Origin of the sequence: Clostridium sp. FS41 (assembly GCF_000954015.1) — a bacterium.
GTDB lineage: Bacteria > Bacillota > Clostridia > Lachnospirales > Lachnospiraceae > Enterocloster > Enterocloster citroniae.
Genome location: NZ_JYHN01000040.1, coordinates 108,365 through 125,178 on the forward strand (window position 1 = coordinate 108,365; position 16,814 = coordinate 125,178).

A 16,814-nucleotide genomic window follows, 5' to 3' on the forward strand; every position below is an offset into this window, starting at 1 on the left:
CGGGATGATTGTATTTAAACCACGGTCACTATATAATGGAGACAACCAAAGCGCGCTGGTAATAATATGTAGAAAAGGGGCTTATTATGGTGGATGATAGAGAAACGGCTGAAAAGATCCTCCTGTATACAGGCGGTGTTGAGAATGTGATGCAGGCAGCTCACTGTGCAACCAGGCTGCGGCTTGTATTAAGGGATCCAAAAAAGGTGCGGGAAGCAGAGTTAAAAGACCTTCCTCTTGTAAAGGGGATGATCGAGAGCGGAGGACAGTTCCAGATCATACTGGGAACAGGGATCGTAAATAAGGTTTATAAGGAATTTACGGCTCTGGCCGGAGAGGGCGCGGGGGAGAGCCTGGAAAAGGGCGCGGGAGACGGCACGGGCAATGGAGCGCAGATCGAAGCAAAGGGAGGCAATGGGATCCAGAGGATATCAAGAATGTTCGGCGATATCTTTCTCCCAGTGATCCCAGTGATCGTTGCCAGCGGGATTCTGATGGGCGTGAGGTCATTTTTGACAGGAAGCGGACTGATGGCCACGGATTCCAACTGGTACAACATCATGGCAATCCTCATTGACACGGGTTTTTCCTTTCTTCCGGCACTGATCTGTTATTCCGCGGCAAAGAAGTTCGGCGGGTCGCCCATACTTGGGTTTGTATTGGGCCTGATGGTGATCAGCAGCACCCTTCCGGCAGCGGGAGCGGTTGGCAAGGGAAATGCAGAACCCATGCTGATCCAGCTGCTGGGGATTACGTTTAAGCTCACCGGATTCCAGGGTTCTGTGCTGGTCGCCATTGTAGGCGGATGGCTCACTGCAAAGATTGAGAATATGTGCCGTAGATTTGTGCCCAATGTGTTTGATATCATCCTTACCCCCATCCTTACCCTGGGGATCTCCCTGTTTGTTATTCTGTTTGGTGTGGGTCCTGTGATCCATGTGGTCGAGGCAGGAGTGGTGAGCGCGTTCCGGATGCTGGTCCAGCTCCCCTTTGGAATCGGCGGATTTATCATCGGGGGCCTTCAGCAGATCCTTGTTATTTTAGGAATACACCATGGCTTGTGGGTCATTGACATCAATTTCCTGGAGGAAATGGGCACCAATATGTACATGCCCATAAGGACGGCTGCAGTGGTGGGCCAGGCAGGGGTGGTGACTTCGTTTTTCTGCTTTGCCAAAGACAAAAAGTTAAAGGCCCTGGCAGGCTCCAGCAGCATTGCGGCATGGTTTGGGATCACGGAACCGGCAATCTTTGGAATTACCCTGCCCTACAGCGTGACCTTTGTGCTGGGCTGTATCGGAAGCGCATTCGGCGGCCTGTTTTCGGCTTTGATGCATCTGAGCGCCACCGGTATGGGAGTTTCGGCGATCCCCGGTTACCTGCTGTTCCTCAACGGCGGTGCAGTGGAGTATACCCTGGTCTGCCTCATATCAGCCGGCATCTCATTTGTCCTCACCGCGGTTTATATTAAGAAGAAAGGAATCTAGGGAAATGAACATATTGCTTATGCACACCCATGATACGGGAAAATACATCAGCCCCTATGGGTTTCATGTTCCCACCGGACACCTGATGGAGTTTGCAAAGGATGCAATGGTATTTGAGGCTATGTTTTGTGCCAGCCCCACCTGCTCACCCAGCCGGGGGGCTATGATGACATCCCAGTATTCCCACTGCAACGGACTGAACGGCCTGTCCCAGAGGGGGCATGACATTACTGAGAAAAAACACCATATGGCATCCTATCTGCATGAACACGGCTATCATTCCATACTGGCGGGGGTACAGCATGAGAGGGATTTCTGGAGACCCCTTTGGCGGGCGGAGAGGGCAAGCCGTGATCTGGGGTATGATACGAATCTATCAGTGGAAGATACCTTTGTGGCAAATGATACGGATCTGCTGGAATGGGACTGGAGGAATGCAGAAAGGGTAAGGGGATTTCTGGATTCCTATGATGGAAGCCGGCCCTTTTTCCTCTCTTACGGAACCCATGCCACCCACAGGATCTACCCGGAACTGTCGGATGAGGACCGGAAACAGTATGATCCCAATTACATAGCGGTTCCTGGAAATGTAATGAATAACCAAAGCACCCGAGAGGACACGGCCAGGCTTCATAAGTCACTGGCCTCCTATGACCGTTGTTTCGGCCGTGTGATGCAGGGCTTAAAAGAGAGCGGGCTTTACGATCAAACAATCATTATCTATACAACGGATCACGGCCTCCCCAACCCCTATTCCAAATGCGGGCTGAAGGACGCGGGAATGGCGGTTTCCTTTATCATGCGGGTGCCCGGATTCCCACAGTCTATGGGCCGCGTTTATGACGGCCTGCTGTCCCAGATCGATCTGCTGCCTACACTGTGCAGCCTGTGCGGCCTGCCTGTGCCCGGATATGCCCAGGGCAGGGACTTCTCAGCCGTGTTTAAGGACCCGGGAGTACGGGTGCGGGATGAGGTGTTTGCGGAAGTGAATTTCCATGCGTCCTACGAGCCACAGCGCTGTATCCGCACAGACCGGTACAAGTATATTGAGTATTATGACAATGACTGGAAACAGTATAATCTGGCCAACTGTGACGAGTCCGTGATCAAGCAGGCCCTGGTGGAAGGGGGCATCATGAATCGGCAGAAAGCAGGGGAGTAGCTCTATGACCTGCTCTTTGATCCCAATGAGATGGAGAACTTGAATTCCCATCCGGATTATGCTACCATAAAAAATGAGCTGGCCGGACGCCTTAAAGCCTGGAGGGAAGAGACCGGGATACGGTTCAGATGAACCAGATGATCGAGAGGCTTCATGAGGCCGGGGAGATCGTGGTCCTTGGGCTTGGAAGTTCGTGGATCATTGCAAAGGATTTAGAACTGCGGTTTAAGAGGATCAAGAAAAACTGTCAGGCATTAAATGATATTAATCTGCAGTATTTTGCAGCCAGGAACGCAGGGAGGGGGACTATCTTCTGGGGGATCACCTACAGCGGGACCACCCGGGATGTGCTTGATAATCTGAGGATCGCCAGGGAAGAAGGCGCTGCCACCATATTGATGACCCACCATAGCAACCGGCAGTTTGAGGAGGAGTTTGATTATATCATCTATGTGTACGGCAGCGAAGCCAGGGATCGGAGGACCTCCACTATAAGCAGGCTTGCCATGCTGTATCTGGTGGACATGATCTATTTTATGTATATGAACCGGTATTCCCAGGAGGTTACGGCCTGCCTGGACTATAATTCCAAGATCCAAAATTAGATATGGAATGTGAAAAACGTACGGTTTTTGCAGAGTATGAACCTTTGTGGCGGAAAACCGTACGTTTTTTAGGTATGGATATTAGAAATCGGGAGCTTTAATAGGCCTGCCCGTCCACCTCGATCCCATCAATGGCATACATGCCGTGCCATATTTTCAGGGTCAGACGGACCGGTGTATCCCAGCGGATGGACTGGTCCAGGTGCCCGGCATGTTTTTCGGTTAAATAATACTGATCGATCCTGGGATGGATGCTGACCCACGATTCCCCCTCATAGGTCCGCAGATAATCGGAGGAGCATCTGATATAGGGTGTTGCAGGATCGGGCCGGTCCAGGGATGCATAGGAGAATGAGGACAGGCCGGTGCCGGGATCCCTGTTCAGAACCACGTACACGTAGGGATCCCGGCACCGCCTGTTTTCGTAGCGCTCTATGGATCCGGGGTCCAGAATGACTCGGCTGTCCGGATTGCTGAGCCGGATGTAGCGCCCGCGCAGGGCGTCATAGGGATCGTATCCGGTCATGGTAAGGGTCACGGTCTGGCCCTTGGCTGATATCACGTAAACCAGGGCAATGACAGAGAGGAGTACAAGGATCTGCAGTAAAAATGCCGACAGGATCATTTTATTCCGATTTTGTTTCATGCGTATTCACCCCTTTCAGCTTTAAGGTCATCATGTAATTGACGGAAAAGAAAGCCAGGCCCGCCATGAGAAAGACGATCCCTTTTACCATCAGCTGGTAATTCCCGAGAAATACCTTGAACAGGATATACAGGATGATGGCGGCCGTGTAGCGCCGGACAGAGGGAAGGTTGGCTGCCTTTACACCTGCCAGCAGCTTGTACAGGCTGAATGCAATGAGGCAGAGATTCACAAGGACTTCATAAGCAAACACATAGGTCTCTGGGAACAGGATCAGGTCTGTTACCAGCAGGCTGCACAGGATCAGGGACAGGAGCAGGCCCACACGCCCATCCTCTGGCTGTTTTCGACAAAACAGATACAGCCGGACCAGAGCCGCGATCATCAGTGCCAGAAGCAGGAACCGGGGGAGATGAGGAAAATACCGGTTGGGCTCCCCGTACGCAAACAGTTCTGTAAGCTCATTAAAGAACACATAAAAGGCAGCTTTTAAAAACAGCATTGTGTACAGCAGCCTTCCCGCCAGCCTGGGGTAAAGGCCGGGCTTTTCAATGGTCATATAGATAAACAGCACAAGGACACATGCATAAAAGGCGCCGCCTGACAGGTACAGGAAGGCCAGATAAAGGATCCAGAAAAAGAAACACAGTGATAACTGCCAGCAGGTCTCCCCCTGTTTCACCCGATTGATATAATAGGGGACCAACAGGAGGACTAACAGGGTGTAGTCACTGTTTCCGCCGGCCCAGCATATGCCCGCCATGTACAGGATGGCCAGATAATATCCGTCCAAAAGATAGACCACGGGCAGCATGACCAGAAAGCCGGTGAGCAGCATGGAATGAAGGCTGAGGGAGATCTGGTACGCCTGGTAGATCAGACCCAGAGCGGATAAAAACGCAATGCCAAGAGCCAGGGTAAGGGATTTGATCCATACATCGGACGCCTGGGTGCGTATTTTCCAGTAAAGGAGTCCCTGAACGCCAAAAAGGGGAAGGAATGAGATCAGGGCTTTCATTTCCCTGGAAAACATGGACCAGTTATAGGCGAACAGGGAGATCACGCCCGCTCCCACAAAGATCACACCTAACAAGGCAAATATCAGGAACATGTTACGGTGGTCCCTCCTGGTTTCTATGTACTCGTCCCGGATCCGGTCAAGCTGGACCTGGTCCAGATATCCCAGCTGGGTGAGGTGTTTTAACTCATTGTAAAATTCATTTGAATTCATTGTTTCGCCCCCCTTTCTTATAAGATCATTATAACCTGGTCCGGGGAATTGAAACAGATGTTGATTGTAACAGGTGGAATGACATTTGTCATTATTTTGGACTAAAAAAGCCAGGGCAAACAAATGCCCCGGCCTTTTGGTCTTGCCTAACGCTGATTAGTTAGCAGCCTTAGTTGTCTCCTCTACAGCAGCTGCTGCGTCAGCGGCAGCCTCGGTGGACTCTTCCTCAGAAGCCTCAGCCTCAGTGGATTCCTCAGCATCGGCAGCTTCTTCTGTGGTAGCTTCTGCATCAGCTTCTTCGCTTGTTTCCTCAGCAACAGTGGTCTCTTCCTCGGAAGCCTCTGCTGTGGTGGTCTCCTCTGTAGCAGCTACAGTGGTCTCTACAGTTGTGGTGGTTTCTGCCTTGTTGTCAGAACCGCCGCAAGCAGTCAGTCCTGCTGCGATCATTGCTGCTGCCAGAACAGCTGTCATGGATTTTGTCATAGATTTTTTCATAATAGTTCTCCTCTCCTTTGAAAACCTCCCGATGAGATTTTCCATAAAACGTAAATTTTTGGAACGAATTTGATAATAGACTATAATTGTGACCAAATTGTGTCTAAAGTATAAAGAAAGTACTATGATTATTACGGAAACATTAAGAAGTGCGTTAAAAAGTTGTCAGTCTATTCTCTCCGGAGTCCGCTCTATGACTTGCTTTTTAACCATAGATAGGTTATAATCAGCAGAAAAAGGCTGTCACGTTAGCAGGCGAAAACGAAAGGAAGAGGTAGGACAATGGTTAATGAAGTAATGGATTTTATTACCGGATATGACAAGGAAGTGGGCGAGGCCATTCAGGCGGAGTGCGCGCGCCAGAGACGCAACCTGGAGCTGATCGCATCTGAGAATATCGTTTCTGAGCCGGTGATGATGGCGATGGGAACCGTACTTACCAATAAGTATGCGGAGGGATATTCAGGAAAGCGTTACTACGGCGGATGCCAGTGTGTGGACGTGGTGGAGACCATGGCAATCGAGCGTGCCAAGAAACTGTTTGGCTGTGATTACGCCAATGTCCAGCCCCATGCCGGAGCACAGGCCAACATGGCGGTATTTGTCGCCATGTTAAAACCAGGGGATACGGTCATGGGTATGAATCTGGACCATGGCGGCCATCTGACCCACGGAAGCCCAGTTAACTTTTCCGGCCTTTACTTCAATATCGTACCATATGGCGTGAATGACGAGGGATACATTGACTATGACGAGTTAGAGCGGATCGCCAAAGAGGCAAAGCCAAAACTCATTGTGGCAGGCGCCAGCGCATATGCCAGAACCATTGATTTTAAGAGATTTCGTGAAATAGCTGACGAAGTAGGCGCATATCTCATGGTAGATATGGCCCATATCGCAGGCCTTGTTGCAGCAGGGGAGCATCCAAGCCCCATTCCTTACGCTGACGTAGTGACCACAACCACCCACAAGACCTTAAGGGGACCCAGGGGAGGCATGATCCTGGCCAACAAGGAAGCGGCTGAGAAGTTTAACTTTAACAAGGCTATCTTCCCGGGAACCCAGGGCGGACCGCTGGAGCATGTGATCGCCGGCAAGGCGATCTGCTTTGGGGAAGCCCTGAGACCTGAGTTTAAGGAATATCAGCACCAGGTAGTGTTAAACGCAAAGGCATTGGCAGAGGCTCTTCAGAACCAGGGCTTCAAGCTCCTTACAGGGGGCACGGACAATCACCTGATGCTGGTGGACCTGCGGGGAATGGATGTTTCCGGCAAGGAACTGCAGAACCGCTGTGATGAGGTGTTTATTACGCTGAACAAGAACACGGTTCCCAACGACCCCAGAAGCCCGTTTGTCACATCCGGCGTTCGCATTGGAACACCGGCCATCACCACAAGGGGTCTGAAGGAAGAGGATATGCCTAAAATTGCCGAGTGCATCTGGCTGGCTGCCACGGACTTTGAGAATCAGGCTGATTATATCAGGGGCGAGGTCACAAAACTCTGTGATAAGTATCCGATCTACAAATAGGACTATCAATCGATATAGGGAACACGTAACCGATAAAAGGCTGCACCTGGTATATTCAGGGGCAGCCCTTTTAAAACCTGGGGGTAGGGGATATGGAACAGTATGAACTGGAAATGGAAAGCGGGCTGAAGCTGTCACGGCAGGGGGCCCAGTCTGTTGTGGAGGAAGTGGGGGCTATTGTGGGGCAGAACATCAACATGATGGACCGCAGGGGATATGTGATCGCCAGTACGGATGAGACCAGGATCGGCAGCCTTCACGAGGGGGCCGGGAGGGTGATCGAGGAGCATCTGACCGAGCTGTATGTGGAGGAGGAGCATGCCACTGCCACCTCCAGACCAGGGTTAAACCTTCCCATTAACCATGGGGGAAGGATCGTGGGTGTGATCGGGATAACGGGACTTTACAGCGAAGTGGTGGGCTATGGACAGGTTGTAAAAAAGATGGTGGAAATACTCATCCGGGAAAATGCGGAACAGGATGAGCGCCGCATGGGGCAGAGGGTCCTGAACCGTTTTTTGGAGGACTGGGTGATCGGCAGCGGGCTGATGCAGCCCAAGATCCTGGAGGAGAGGGGATTTGCCCTGGGCATTGACATTGCAGTGCCCAGGCGTGTGATGGTGGCCAGTGCCAGGGAACTGGAGGAGTACGCATCCACGGCAGCCGGACAAAAGCTGCTGGAGCAGGTGGAACAGGAGAGCGCATCCCTTGCAGGCAGAGGCAGCCTTGTGCTCAGAAGCGGCGGCAGGCAGGTGATCCTGGTGAAAAAATGCTCCGACTGCCAGATGGAGCAGCTGGCCGGGCGCATCCGCACAGCTGTGCTGAAAAAATTCAATATCCGCATGGTGGTGGGCATTGACGGAAGGGCGGAGGATATCCATGTGGCCTATGGACAGGCCAACAAGGCCTGGCGCTCCGCCGGCATGGCCAAACAGGATATCCTCACCTATGACAGCGTAACCCTGGAACTGTTTACAGAGGATCTGGGAGATGGGGTGAAGGCGGAGTACATCCATAAACTGTTTAAGAAATGCAGCTATGAGGAGCTGTGCCGGTGGATGGGTCTTCTGGAAGCGTATTTTGAGTCCGAGGGCTCCCTTCATGCAGCTTCACAGACCCTTCACATCCATAAAAACACGCTGACTTACAAGCTGAAGCGGTTAAAGGAACTGACCGGGTATGATGTCCGCCTCGTGAGCCAGGCCACTGTATTCTATATGGCCATGCTGTTTTTCAGGGATATAAAGGATGAGATGGAGGAGATTTGTTCTGTGGAATATATAAAATAAAAAATGATTGTCTTGTAAAACATTGACGGAAATGCCTGGAACCACTAAAATAGTAGATAGTGAAACCACATGGGACATACATGAAATCAATGATTATTTGGGAGGCGGAACATGAAATTTTTATTTGCATCTGATTCATTTAAGGGAACCTTATCATCTGAGCGCATCACTGCCCTGCTGGAGGAATCCGCGGGACGTATTTTTCCGGGCTGTGAGACTGCGGGCGTGCCTGTGGCTGACGGTGGGGAGGGAACCATTGATGCGGTGATCTCAGCCCTTAACGGCACCTATCGCAGACTTACGGTACACGGACCTCTCATGGAGGAGTGTGAATCCTTTTACGGGGAATTTGAGGGGGACAGCGCCATCATTGAGATGGCGGCCGCATCAGGCCTTCCCATGGTTCCCGCCGAGAAGCGTAACCCGCTGAATACCACCACCTATGGAACCGGGGAACTGATCAGGGATGCCCTGGACAGGGGATACAGGAAGATCTCCATTGCTATTGGCGGCAGCGCTACCAATGACGGCGGAATGGGGGCCATGCGTGCGCTAGGAGTAAAGTTCCTGGATGACCGGGGAAATGAGCTGGAAGGAAAAGGGGAGGACCTTACCAAGGTGGCTGATATTGATGTGAGCGGCCTTCACCACGGCGTGGCACAGGCCAGGTTCACTGTGATGTGCGATGTGACCAACCCTCTGACCGGTCCGGACGGAGCCACCTATACATTCGGCAAGCAGAAGGGCGGTACTCCTGAGATCCTGGATATCATGGAAGGCGGAATGATCCGTTACGCAGCTCTGATCAAGGAAAAACTGGGCGTGGATGTGGATAAGATCCCCGGATCCGGGGCAGCCGGTGGATTGGGGGCGGCTTTCTGTGTATTCCTTAAGGCAAACCTGAAATCGGGAATCGATACAGTGCTGGACCTGGTGCATTTTAATGAATTGCTGGAGGGCGTGGACCTGGTTGTCACAGGGGAAGGCAGAATGGACTGGCAGTCCGCTTTCGGCAAGGTGCCCAGCGGCATCGGCCAGCGGTGCAAAGAGAGGGGGATCCCCGTGGTAGCCATTGTAGGCGGTATGGGCCACAAGGCGGAGACAATCTTTGATCACGGCGTGGACAGCATCATGACCACCATCAACGGGGCCATGGAGCTGGAGGAAGCCCTGGACCGCTCCGAGGAGCTGTATGTGAGCGCGGCTGACAGGATGTTCAGGATGCTGAAGGCCGGGATGAGCCTCAGATAAGATCTCATCAAGCTCTCTTAAGGAGACCATCAAGATCTTATTGACAGGGGATCGGTTGAGCGATATGCTTGTAAGTGTCCGCAGGTGCAGGGCCGGCAGTACGGCTTTGCACTCCGGGGACAAAATCAAGTGAGAGGTGAAGATATGAGAATCGCGCTTATCAATGAAAACAGCCAGGGAGCCAAGAACGGAATGATCTATCATGCCTTAAAAAAGGTGGCCGACCACTATGGCTATGAAGTGGATAACTACGGCATGTACACGGCAGAGGACCAGGCACAGCTTACATACGTACAGGTGGGGATCCTGGCGGCAGCTCTGCTTAACAGCAAGGCGGCCGACTATGTGGTAACCGGATGCGGAACAGGGGAGGGCGCCATGCTGGCCTGCAATTCCTTTCCGGGTGTGATCTGCGGCCATGTGGAGGATGCCCTGGACGCATATACATTTGCCCAGATCAATGACGGCAATGCCATTGCCCTTCCTTTTGCAAAGGGATTTGGCTGGGGCGGCGACCTGAATCTGGAATATATTTTTGAAAAACTGTTCTGCGAGCCATCGGGCCAGGGATATCCCAGGGAGAGGGCAGTGCCGGAACAGAGGAATAAGAAGATCCTGGACGAAGTCCGCAAGGTCACATTTAAGGAGGACCTGGTGGAGATTTTCCGGGGACTGGATCAGGAACTTGTGAAGGGAGCGTTTGCGGGAGAGAAATTCTCAGAGCTCTTTTTTGAAACATGCAGGGACGAGAAACTGGCTTCCTATATCAGGGGTCTCCTGGCATAGCTATAAGAATGGAAAAAACTCAGCCGGCTGGTATCTAAAAGGTACCGGCCGGCTGTTTTTTTACTGTTTACAGATCGTCCCGTCCTTCATTACAAATCCCACCTGGGACAGACAGGAGACTTGTTCCAGGGGATTGCCCTTTACGGCAATGATGTCGGCAGCCAGCCCGGGAGCCAGGCTTCCCAGCTTATGGCCCAGGCCGCAGATGTCAGCCGCATGGGAGGTGACTCCCTGAAGGGCGGTTACGGTATCGGCTCCCAGCTCCACCGCATATTCCACTTCGCGGTAAAGATATCCGTGATAGGCGTCCGTGCCCAGGACAAAGGGCAGCCCTGCCTTAAGAATACGGGCTACATTTTCCCGCACACGGGGCCGGTTCAGGCGCACCTTCCTGGCGTTGGAGGGGGACAGGAACGCTTCCCTGCTGGGATCCAGGAAGATGCCGGAGGTAAGGTCCACCACACAGTTGGAGGCGGCCAGCAGTTCCACGTCCTGCTCCGTGGCCATATACATGTGCTCAATCACCTGTACGCCGCCTTCTATGCAGTCCTTTAAGCCCTGGCCCCCGATGCAGTGGGCGGCCACGGGAATCCCCAGCCGCGCCCCTTCGCTGACAGCCATGGCAATTTCCTCCGGGCTGAGGAAACTGGGAACAAAGGAGGAATTGGGATCCGGGACCCCGGGGGTTACAAAGAGCTTCAGCAGATCCACGCCTTTTTTCATGTTCTTCCGGCAGGTGTCCCTGATCTCCTCAGCACCGCAGTGGGGGCTTCCGATATAACCTGCCCCATGGCTTCCCTTCATGCCGATACCGGCTGCCAGAAGCCTGGGCCCCTTGATCTTTTTCTCCTGGATCATCTTTTTCATAGCCACGTCAATGTAATACTTATCGCCCATGCATCGGGCGGTGGTGACACCGCTTAGGAGGTCTTCCTCCAAGCCTTTGAGGGCCAGGATGGTGAGCTGGCATTCGCTGCTCCATTCCAGCAGTTCCAGGTGGTCCGGCAGAGTGGCGTCAATACACAGATGGTTGTGGCATTCGATCATACCCGGCATCAGGGTCTGGCCCGGAAAGCATAACTCCCGGGCGTCCTCAATGGGATGACCGTCCAGGACGTGCTGTGGAAATATATCGCATATGCGTCCATTTTCAACTACAAGGGCGCCTTTTTCCACGGGGGCCAGCTCCTTGCCCTGCAATATCATGTCAGCGCGCAAAATCAATCGGTTCATTTCTATTATACCTCCTTCCGCTATTCTTCAATGTTGGTGCCTGCTTCCTCCAAAAGGGGATCGAGGGCCATGTCTGTTTCCATAATCCCATGGGCCGCATTCCATTTTTTGGAAAATTTAGCCAGCCAGGATACAAGAAGGGGGCAGAGTACGGCTGTGATGACCACGGCGGCAGCTGTCTGGGCAGTGGCGGTCTCCACCTGGGGCTGGAAGGACGGATCTGCCATGGCCACGGCGGTGGGGGTAGTGGTGGCCACTCCGGCAGTGGTGCCAATGGCGGCGCCCATGGGATCCGCTTTCCTGCGAAGGGCGCTGTAGATAAAAAAGGAGAGCAGGCCGGTGGCCAAAACAGTTAACAACCCCAGTACAATACCGGACATGCCTGCGCTTATGATGTTGCGGAAGTTCATGCCCGCTCCCAGGGCAAAGCCGTTAAACGGGGGAAGGAGGATCATGCCGGTTGCCAGTATTTTTCTCCAGTCATGGTCCAGGTTGCCAATGATGAATCCGATCACCATGGGGATGATGCTTGCAATAATGTCAGTGACCGGAAAGTTGCCCATTCCCGAAGCGCCCAGGGCGATCATGGTAAAAAAGGGTCCGTCATTAAGGGCCAGGATGGAGGTGGCCCCCACATCTGTCTCATCCCCGTATTCACCGGCCAGTGTTGCGTAGATCACGCCATTGGAATTGGTCACGGCCCCGATCACTGCCAGCGGAGCCAGGCCCAGAAAACCGGCCTCCCCAAACAGGGCATTTAGCAGCAGCCCCAGGCCAAAGCCGATAAAAAATTTAAGGGCGGTGAGCACAACACCCTTCCATACCGTGGCTCCGGCCATTTTTACGTCAATGGTAGCGCCGCTGCAGAACAGGAAAAGGCCGATCAGGGTGGGAACGCCGTTTTTAAACAGACCCGTGGTAAAGCCGCCGATGGTCAGGGCATTGGGGAAGAATGTATTCATGGTACATCCCAAAAGAAGGGGGATTACCATAACACCTGCAGGAAATCGTTTCATAGTTGCCAGTAATTTCATCATCTAATCTCCTTTGATTTGATTTTTACGAACCATTGCAATGTTTTCTGCCTGTATATAAAAGCAAAAGCCATGCCATATTGGTGGAAGGGTTCCGATAAAAATGTTTTTTGTGAAAATAATATAAAAATGGGTAAAGATAATTGGGAACTTTGTATAATAATTCGCCCCCGAATCTGCAAAAAGCCATAAACCGGTGAATATGCAACAATTGCAATTTTACCATTCTTTGCAACTTCTTAATTCCATTTTTGCAATTAATAAGATAGAATGATTCAAGTACGCCTTAAGAAGTATAACTTAAGAAGTACACCTTAGGAAGTCCGCCGGAGACTTCAGCTTGGAGGGAGTATCAAGCGGAGGGAACGATGAAAAAGGAGGAGCTTTATGGTTAAACTTGTATTTTTCGCACCATACCCCAATATCTTGCCGGTGATCCAGCGGGTCATCGGTGAACGGCCGGAATCCAGGGATATCCAGTACCGGGTGGTCCAGGACTATTATAATAATAAACTGGAGCATGTGGAAGCGGATGTGATCATTGCAAGGGGATTTACGGCCCATACCCTGAAGCGGAGGAAGATTCCCTGTGTGGAGCTTAAGACCACGGGCTATGACGTGCTGGCCGCCATTCATGTGTGCCTGGAACGGTGGGATGTGAAACGGATCGCAGTGGTGGGGGCATTTAACATGGTCTATGGGGCGGAACAGGTGAACCAGGTATATCCTGACCTGATGGTGAGCTGCTATGCGGAGGATGATGAGACAAAGCTGGAGACAGCGGTGCTGCGGGCAAAGGCGGATGGGAACCAGGTCATAGTGGGGGGATATTCCACGGTACAGATTGCGGAACAGTGCAATATCCCGGCTGTGATGATACGTTCCGGCAGGGAGGCGGTGAACCAGGCTATCACAGAGGCATTGGCATTGGCCGCCATCACGGTGTATGAGCGGGAAAAGCGGGATGAGATTGCCAGCATTATGAACTACTCCTTTCAGGGGATCCTGTCCGTTAACAGAAAAGGAATCATCACCCTGGCCAACAGCTGCTGCTATTCTTATATGAGAGAGCGCAAGGAATCCCTGGTTGGAGCGGATATCAGGGAGATATTTCCGGATATAAAGATGGATGAGGTGATCTGCAAAAAGAAAAAGATACTCTCCGAGGTCTATGACTGTTCCGGCCGCCCGGTGATGGTCAACTGTGTCCCTGTCTCCGGTGAGTCCGAGGATTTTGGGGCGGTGATCACCTTCCAGGGGACAGAGCAGATCCAGGCAGAGGAGGGAAAGCTGAGAAAGAGGATCTATTCCACGGGTTTTACAGCCAAGTACGACTTTACGCATATCCTGTACCAAAGCCAGGCCATGGGAAGCCTGATCAGAACAGCTGAAAAATACAGCTATGCGGATTCCAATATTCTGATCCACGGTGAGACCGGCACCGGCAAGGAGCTGTTTGCCCAGAGCATCCACAACTTGAGTCCCAGGCGCAAGAATCCCTTTGTGGCCATCAACTGCGCGGCTCTGCCCGAGGATCTGCTGGAAAGTGAGCTTTTCGGTTATGTGGAGGGCGCCTTTACAGGAGCTGCAAAGGGCGGAAAGATGGGATTTTTTGAGATTGCCCACAAAGGGACGATCTTCCTGGATGAGATCGGCGACATTTCCCCAAAACTTCAGAGCCGCCTTTTAAGAGTGCTCCAGGAGCGGGAGATCATACGCCTGGGAAATGATACCGTGATCCCCATTGATGTGAGGGTCATATGCGCCACCAACAAAAGCCTGAAACGGGAGGTGGAACAGGGAAATTTCCGAAGGGACCTTCTGTACCGCCTGGATGTTCTGGAACTGGATATTCCGCCTCTCAGGGAGCGGAAACAGGACATTCCCCTTCTTATCAGAAGTATGACCGGCTTTGAGCATGGGCGCACCGGCTGTGTGCTGGAGAACATATCAGAGGAGGGGATGGAACTGCTGCTGCGCTATGACTGGCCGGGGAATGTGCGGGAGATCCGCAATTTCTGCGAGCGTATCTGCATTCTCTGCGAACGTCCCGTGGCAGGGGCGGGAGAGGTACGCCAGGCGCTGCCCGGCATAACGGAGGCGGGCAGCGGCGCATATGGCAATGGTACACATGATAATAACACATATGGAACCGGGGAAGGGAAAATACCCAGGAACACAAACCTTAAGGAAGCGGAACGGCAGGCCATAATAGAAGCACTGGAGTGTTCCGGGTATAACCGGGGCAGGACAGCCGCCTTTTTGGGGATTGATAAAAGTACTCTGTGGCGGAAGATGAAGAAATACGGCTTGTTGAATGAAACAAAATAAAACAAAAAAACATAATGAAACATTTTGGAAACAAAATATAAAGGTGAAACAAAAAAATGGAAAAAATAGCCCATAGATGTTCCTTTATATGACTGGAATTATACATAATATACAACGGAATCAGGGGAAAAAACAGTGAAAAATAAAAAAATCATCCTTACTGGAAAAGTTGGCACAGATTTTGCTTTATTAATTGGCATAGATGTGAAAACAAAATAAAAAAAAGGAAGGGTGATTTTTTATGAACACAAAACCAATATTAGGAATGCTTTTAGGAGATGGAGCCGGAGTGGGAGCTGAGATCATAGCAAAGCTGGCAGCATCCGGATTCTATGATGAGTACTGCCGTCCGGTGGTGATCGGAGATGCGAGGATCTTTCAGCGCGGGGCTGAGATCTGCGGGCTGGAGATCCCCATGCAGGTGATCAGCCGGGTGGAGGATGCGGACTGGAGTAAAGGGATCCCTGTGCTGGATCAGAGGGATCTGGATCCTGAGGAAGTTCCCTATGCACAGATCAACGTAAAAAGCGGACAGGCCTGCCTGGATATGCTGAGAACCGGAATTGAACTTTATAAGGATGGAAAGATTGAAGGTTTCTGCTTTGCGCCACTGAATAAGCAGGCCATGATCAAAGCAGGATGCCCCTTTGAGAGTGAGCATCACTACATGGCCCATCTGTTCCAGCACACAGAACCCTTTGGGGAGATCAATGTCCTGGGAGATCTGTGGACCACTAGGACCACCAGCCATATTCCCATCAGCCGGGTAAGCCATGACCTGACGGAGGAGACCATTATGAGGGCGGTGCGCCTTGCCAATGTGTCTCTGAAAAATTCGGGAATCGAAAAGCCCAGGCTTGCGCTGGCAGCTTTGAACCCCCACTGCGGAGAGGGCGGGAAATGCGGACGCGAAGAAATTGATGTGATTGCTCCGGTCATTGAAAAAGCCAGGGAAATGGGGATTGACGCCTATGGGCCGTATCCATCGGATATCCTGTTTATCAAGGCTTTTAACGGAGATTTTGACGGTGTGGTGACCATGTATCACGATCAGGGGCAGATTGCGCTGAAATTAAAGGGATTTGACCAGGGGATCACCATTGCGGGAGGGCTTCCGGCTCCCATTGTCACATGTGCCCATGGAACCGCCTATGATATTGCAGGCAAGGGGATCGTAAAAACATCTGCCTTTGAGAATGCGGTTAAAATGGCGGCAAGGATGGCCAACCACCTGAGAGCATAAGCAATGTGTACTTAAAAAGGGAGGTTTATATGAAAAGGATAGGGACAAAACAGATCGTACCGCTGCTGCTGGCAGTGTTCGCAGTGGTATTTGCAGTGATTGGATTTACGCAGTTGGGGTTCTGGAGTGATGTCGATGGTCCGATGCCGGGATTTTTCCCGGCGATCATGGCAATTGTCATGTTCCTGACCAGTATTACTTCTTTTATCCAGTCTTTAAAAGATGAGGGATCAGCCAGGTACGAGAGGAATGAACTTCTGGTCATTGCCGGAGGCGCGGGGATCATAGTTGGAAGCTATATTATCGGCCTTCTGCCCAGCTGTTATCTGTTTATCATACTGTGGCTGAAGGTGTTTGAGCGTACAAGCTGGAAGGATACGCTGATCGTGCTGGCTGTCTGTGTGGCTATTTCCGTGGGCGTGTTCCGCCTGTGGCTGGGAGTTTATTTCCCCATGGGCCTTTTGGAATACATTTTATAGGAAAGGAGCAGT

The 16,814-nt window shown here is 51.8% G+C and carries 15 protein-coding genes; 10 read left to right on the top strand and 5 right to left on the bottom strand.

Features of this window, described 5'->3' with window-relative positions; all coding sequences use genetic code 11:
• The first annotated feature begins 86 nt into the window (after window positions 1–86).
• From CLFS41_RS06130 to CLFS41_RS06140, 3 genes are all read left to right on the top strand, one after another.
• Window positions 87–1,487 (top strand): PTS transporter subunit EIIC, encoded by a 1,401-nt coding sequence (locus tag CLFS41_RS06130; RefSeq protein WP_045091763.1) that lies wholly within the window; start codon window positions 87–89, stop codon window positions 1,485–1,487.
• Between the two features lie 4 nt (window positions 1,488–1,491).
• Window positions 1,492–2,649, top strand: coding sequence for a sulfatase (locus CLFS41_RS06135; protein WP_045091817.1), 1,158 nt, complete (start codon window positions 1,492–1,494; stop codon window positions 2,647–2,649).
• A 128-nt stretch (window positions 2,650–2,777) separates the two neighbouring features.
• Window positions 2,778–3,254 (top strand): SIS domain-containing protein, encoded by a 477-nt coding sequence (locus CLFS41_RS06140; protein ID WP_007863360.1) that lies wholly within the window; start codon window positions 2,778–2,780, stop codon window positions 3,252–3,254.
• Between the two features lie 97 nt (window positions 3,255–3,351).
• Here the strand turns inward: CLFS41_RS06140 and CLFS41_RS06145 are convergent, their stop codons facing one another.
• The 3 genes from CLFS41_RS06145 to CLFS41_RS06155 all read right to left on the bottom strand — a co-directional run bounded on the left by CLFS41_RS06145 (window position 3,352) and on the right by CLFS41_RS06155 (window position 5,626).
• A complete protein-coding gene (locus tag CLFS41_RS06145) occupies window positions 3,352–3,900 on the bottom strand; it encodes a GDYXXLXY domain-containing protein (protein WP_045091764.1) in 549 nt (182 codons plus the stop codon).
• Window positions 3,881–5,131 (bottom strand): DUF2157 domain-containing protein, encoded by a 1,251-nt coding sequence (locus tag CLFS41_RS06150; RefSeq protein WP_045091765.1) that lies wholly within the window; start codon window positions 5,129–5,131, stop codon window positions 3,881–3,883. Before CLFS41_RS06150 ends, CLFS41_RS06145 begins: the two co-directional genes overlap by 20 nt.
• Before the next feature lie 156 nt (window positions 5,132–5,287).
• Window positions 5,288–5,626 (bottom strand): hypothetical protein, encoded by a 339-nt coding sequence (locus CLFS41_RS06155; protein WP_007863356.1) that lies wholly within the window; start codon window positions 5,624–5,626, stop codon window positions 5,288–5,290.
• Window positions 5,627–5,908: 282 nt separating this feature from the next.
• Between CLFS41_RS06155 and glyA the strand changes: the two genes are divergently transcribed.
• The 4 genes from glyA (at window position 5,909) to CLFS41_RS06175 (ending at window position 10,482) form a co-directional block, all read left to right on the top strand.
• Window positions 5,909–7,156, top strand: a complete 1,248-nt coding sequence (gene glyA / locus CLFS41_RS06160; RefSeq protein ID WP_007863354.1) for a serine hydroxymethyltransferase — start codon at window positions 5,909–5,911, stop codon at window positions 7,154–7,156.
• Between the two features lie 92 nt (window positions 7,157–7,248).
• Window positions 7,249–8,445, top strand: coding sequence for a sugar diacid recognition domain-containing protein (locus CLFS41_RS06165; protein ID WP_045091766.1), 1,197 nt, complete (start codon window positions 7,249–7,251; stop codon window positions 8,443–8,445).
• Between the two features lie 111 nt (window positions 8,446–8,556).
• Entirely contained in the window at window positions 8,557–9,696 is a 1,140-nt protein-coding gene (locus tag CLFS41_RS06170) for a glycerate kinase (protein ID WP_007863351.1), read from the top strand.
• A 144-nt stretch (window positions 9,697–9,840) separates the two neighbouring features.
• A complete protein-coding gene (locus tag CLFS41_RS06175) occupies window positions 9,841–10,482 on the top strand; it encodes an RpiB/LacA/LacB family sugar-phosphate isomerase (protein WP_045091767.1) in 642 nt (213 codons plus the stop codon).
• A gap of 60 nt (window positions 10,483–10,542) precedes the next feature.
• Here the strand turns inward: CLFS41_RS06175 and CLFS41_RS06180 are convergent, their stop codons facing one another.
• Complete coding sequence (locus CLFS41_RS06180; RefSeq protein WP_045091768.1) at window positions 10,543–11,715, bottom strand: amidohydrolase family protein; 1,173 nt, start codon at window positions 11,713–11,715, stop codon at window positions 10,543–10,545.
• Between the two features lie 20 nt (window positions 11,716–11,735).
• Window positions 11,736–12,752: a 2-keto-3-deoxygluconate permease gene (locus CLFS41_RS06185; protein WP_007863346.1), complete on the bottom strand. Its 1,017-nt coding sequence runs from the start codon at window positions 12,750–12,752 to the stop codon at window positions 11,736–11,738.
• A 384-nt stretch (window positions 12,753–13,136) separates the two neighbouring features.
• On the opposite strand from CLFS41_RS06185, the gene CLFS41_RS06190 reads away from it, so the two are divergent.
• From CLFS41_RS06190 to CLFS41_RS06200, 3 genes are all read left to right on the top strand, one after another.
• Window positions 13,137–15,080, top strand: a complete 1,944-nt coding sequence (locus CLFS41_RS06190) for a sigma 54-interacting transcriptional regulator (protein WP_045091770.1) — start codon at window positions 13,137–13,139, stop codon at window positions 15,078–15,080.
• Window positions 15,081–15,321: 241 nt separating this feature from the next.
• Entirely contained in the window at window positions 15,322–16,323 is a 1,002-nt protein-coding gene (locus CLFS41_RS06195) for a 4-hydroxythreonine-4-phosphate dehydrogenase PdxA (protein ID WP_007863344.1), read from the top strand.
• 29 nt (window positions 16,324–16,352) lie between these two features.
• On the top strand, window positions 16,353–16,802 hold the full coding sequence (locus CLFS41_RS06200; RefSeq protein ID WP_045091771.1) for a tripartite tricarboxylate transporter TctB family protein: 450 nt from the start codon (window positions 16,353–16,355) through the stop codon (window positions 16,800–16,802).
• The last annotated feature ends 12 nt before the right edge of the window (window positions 16,803–16,814 follow it).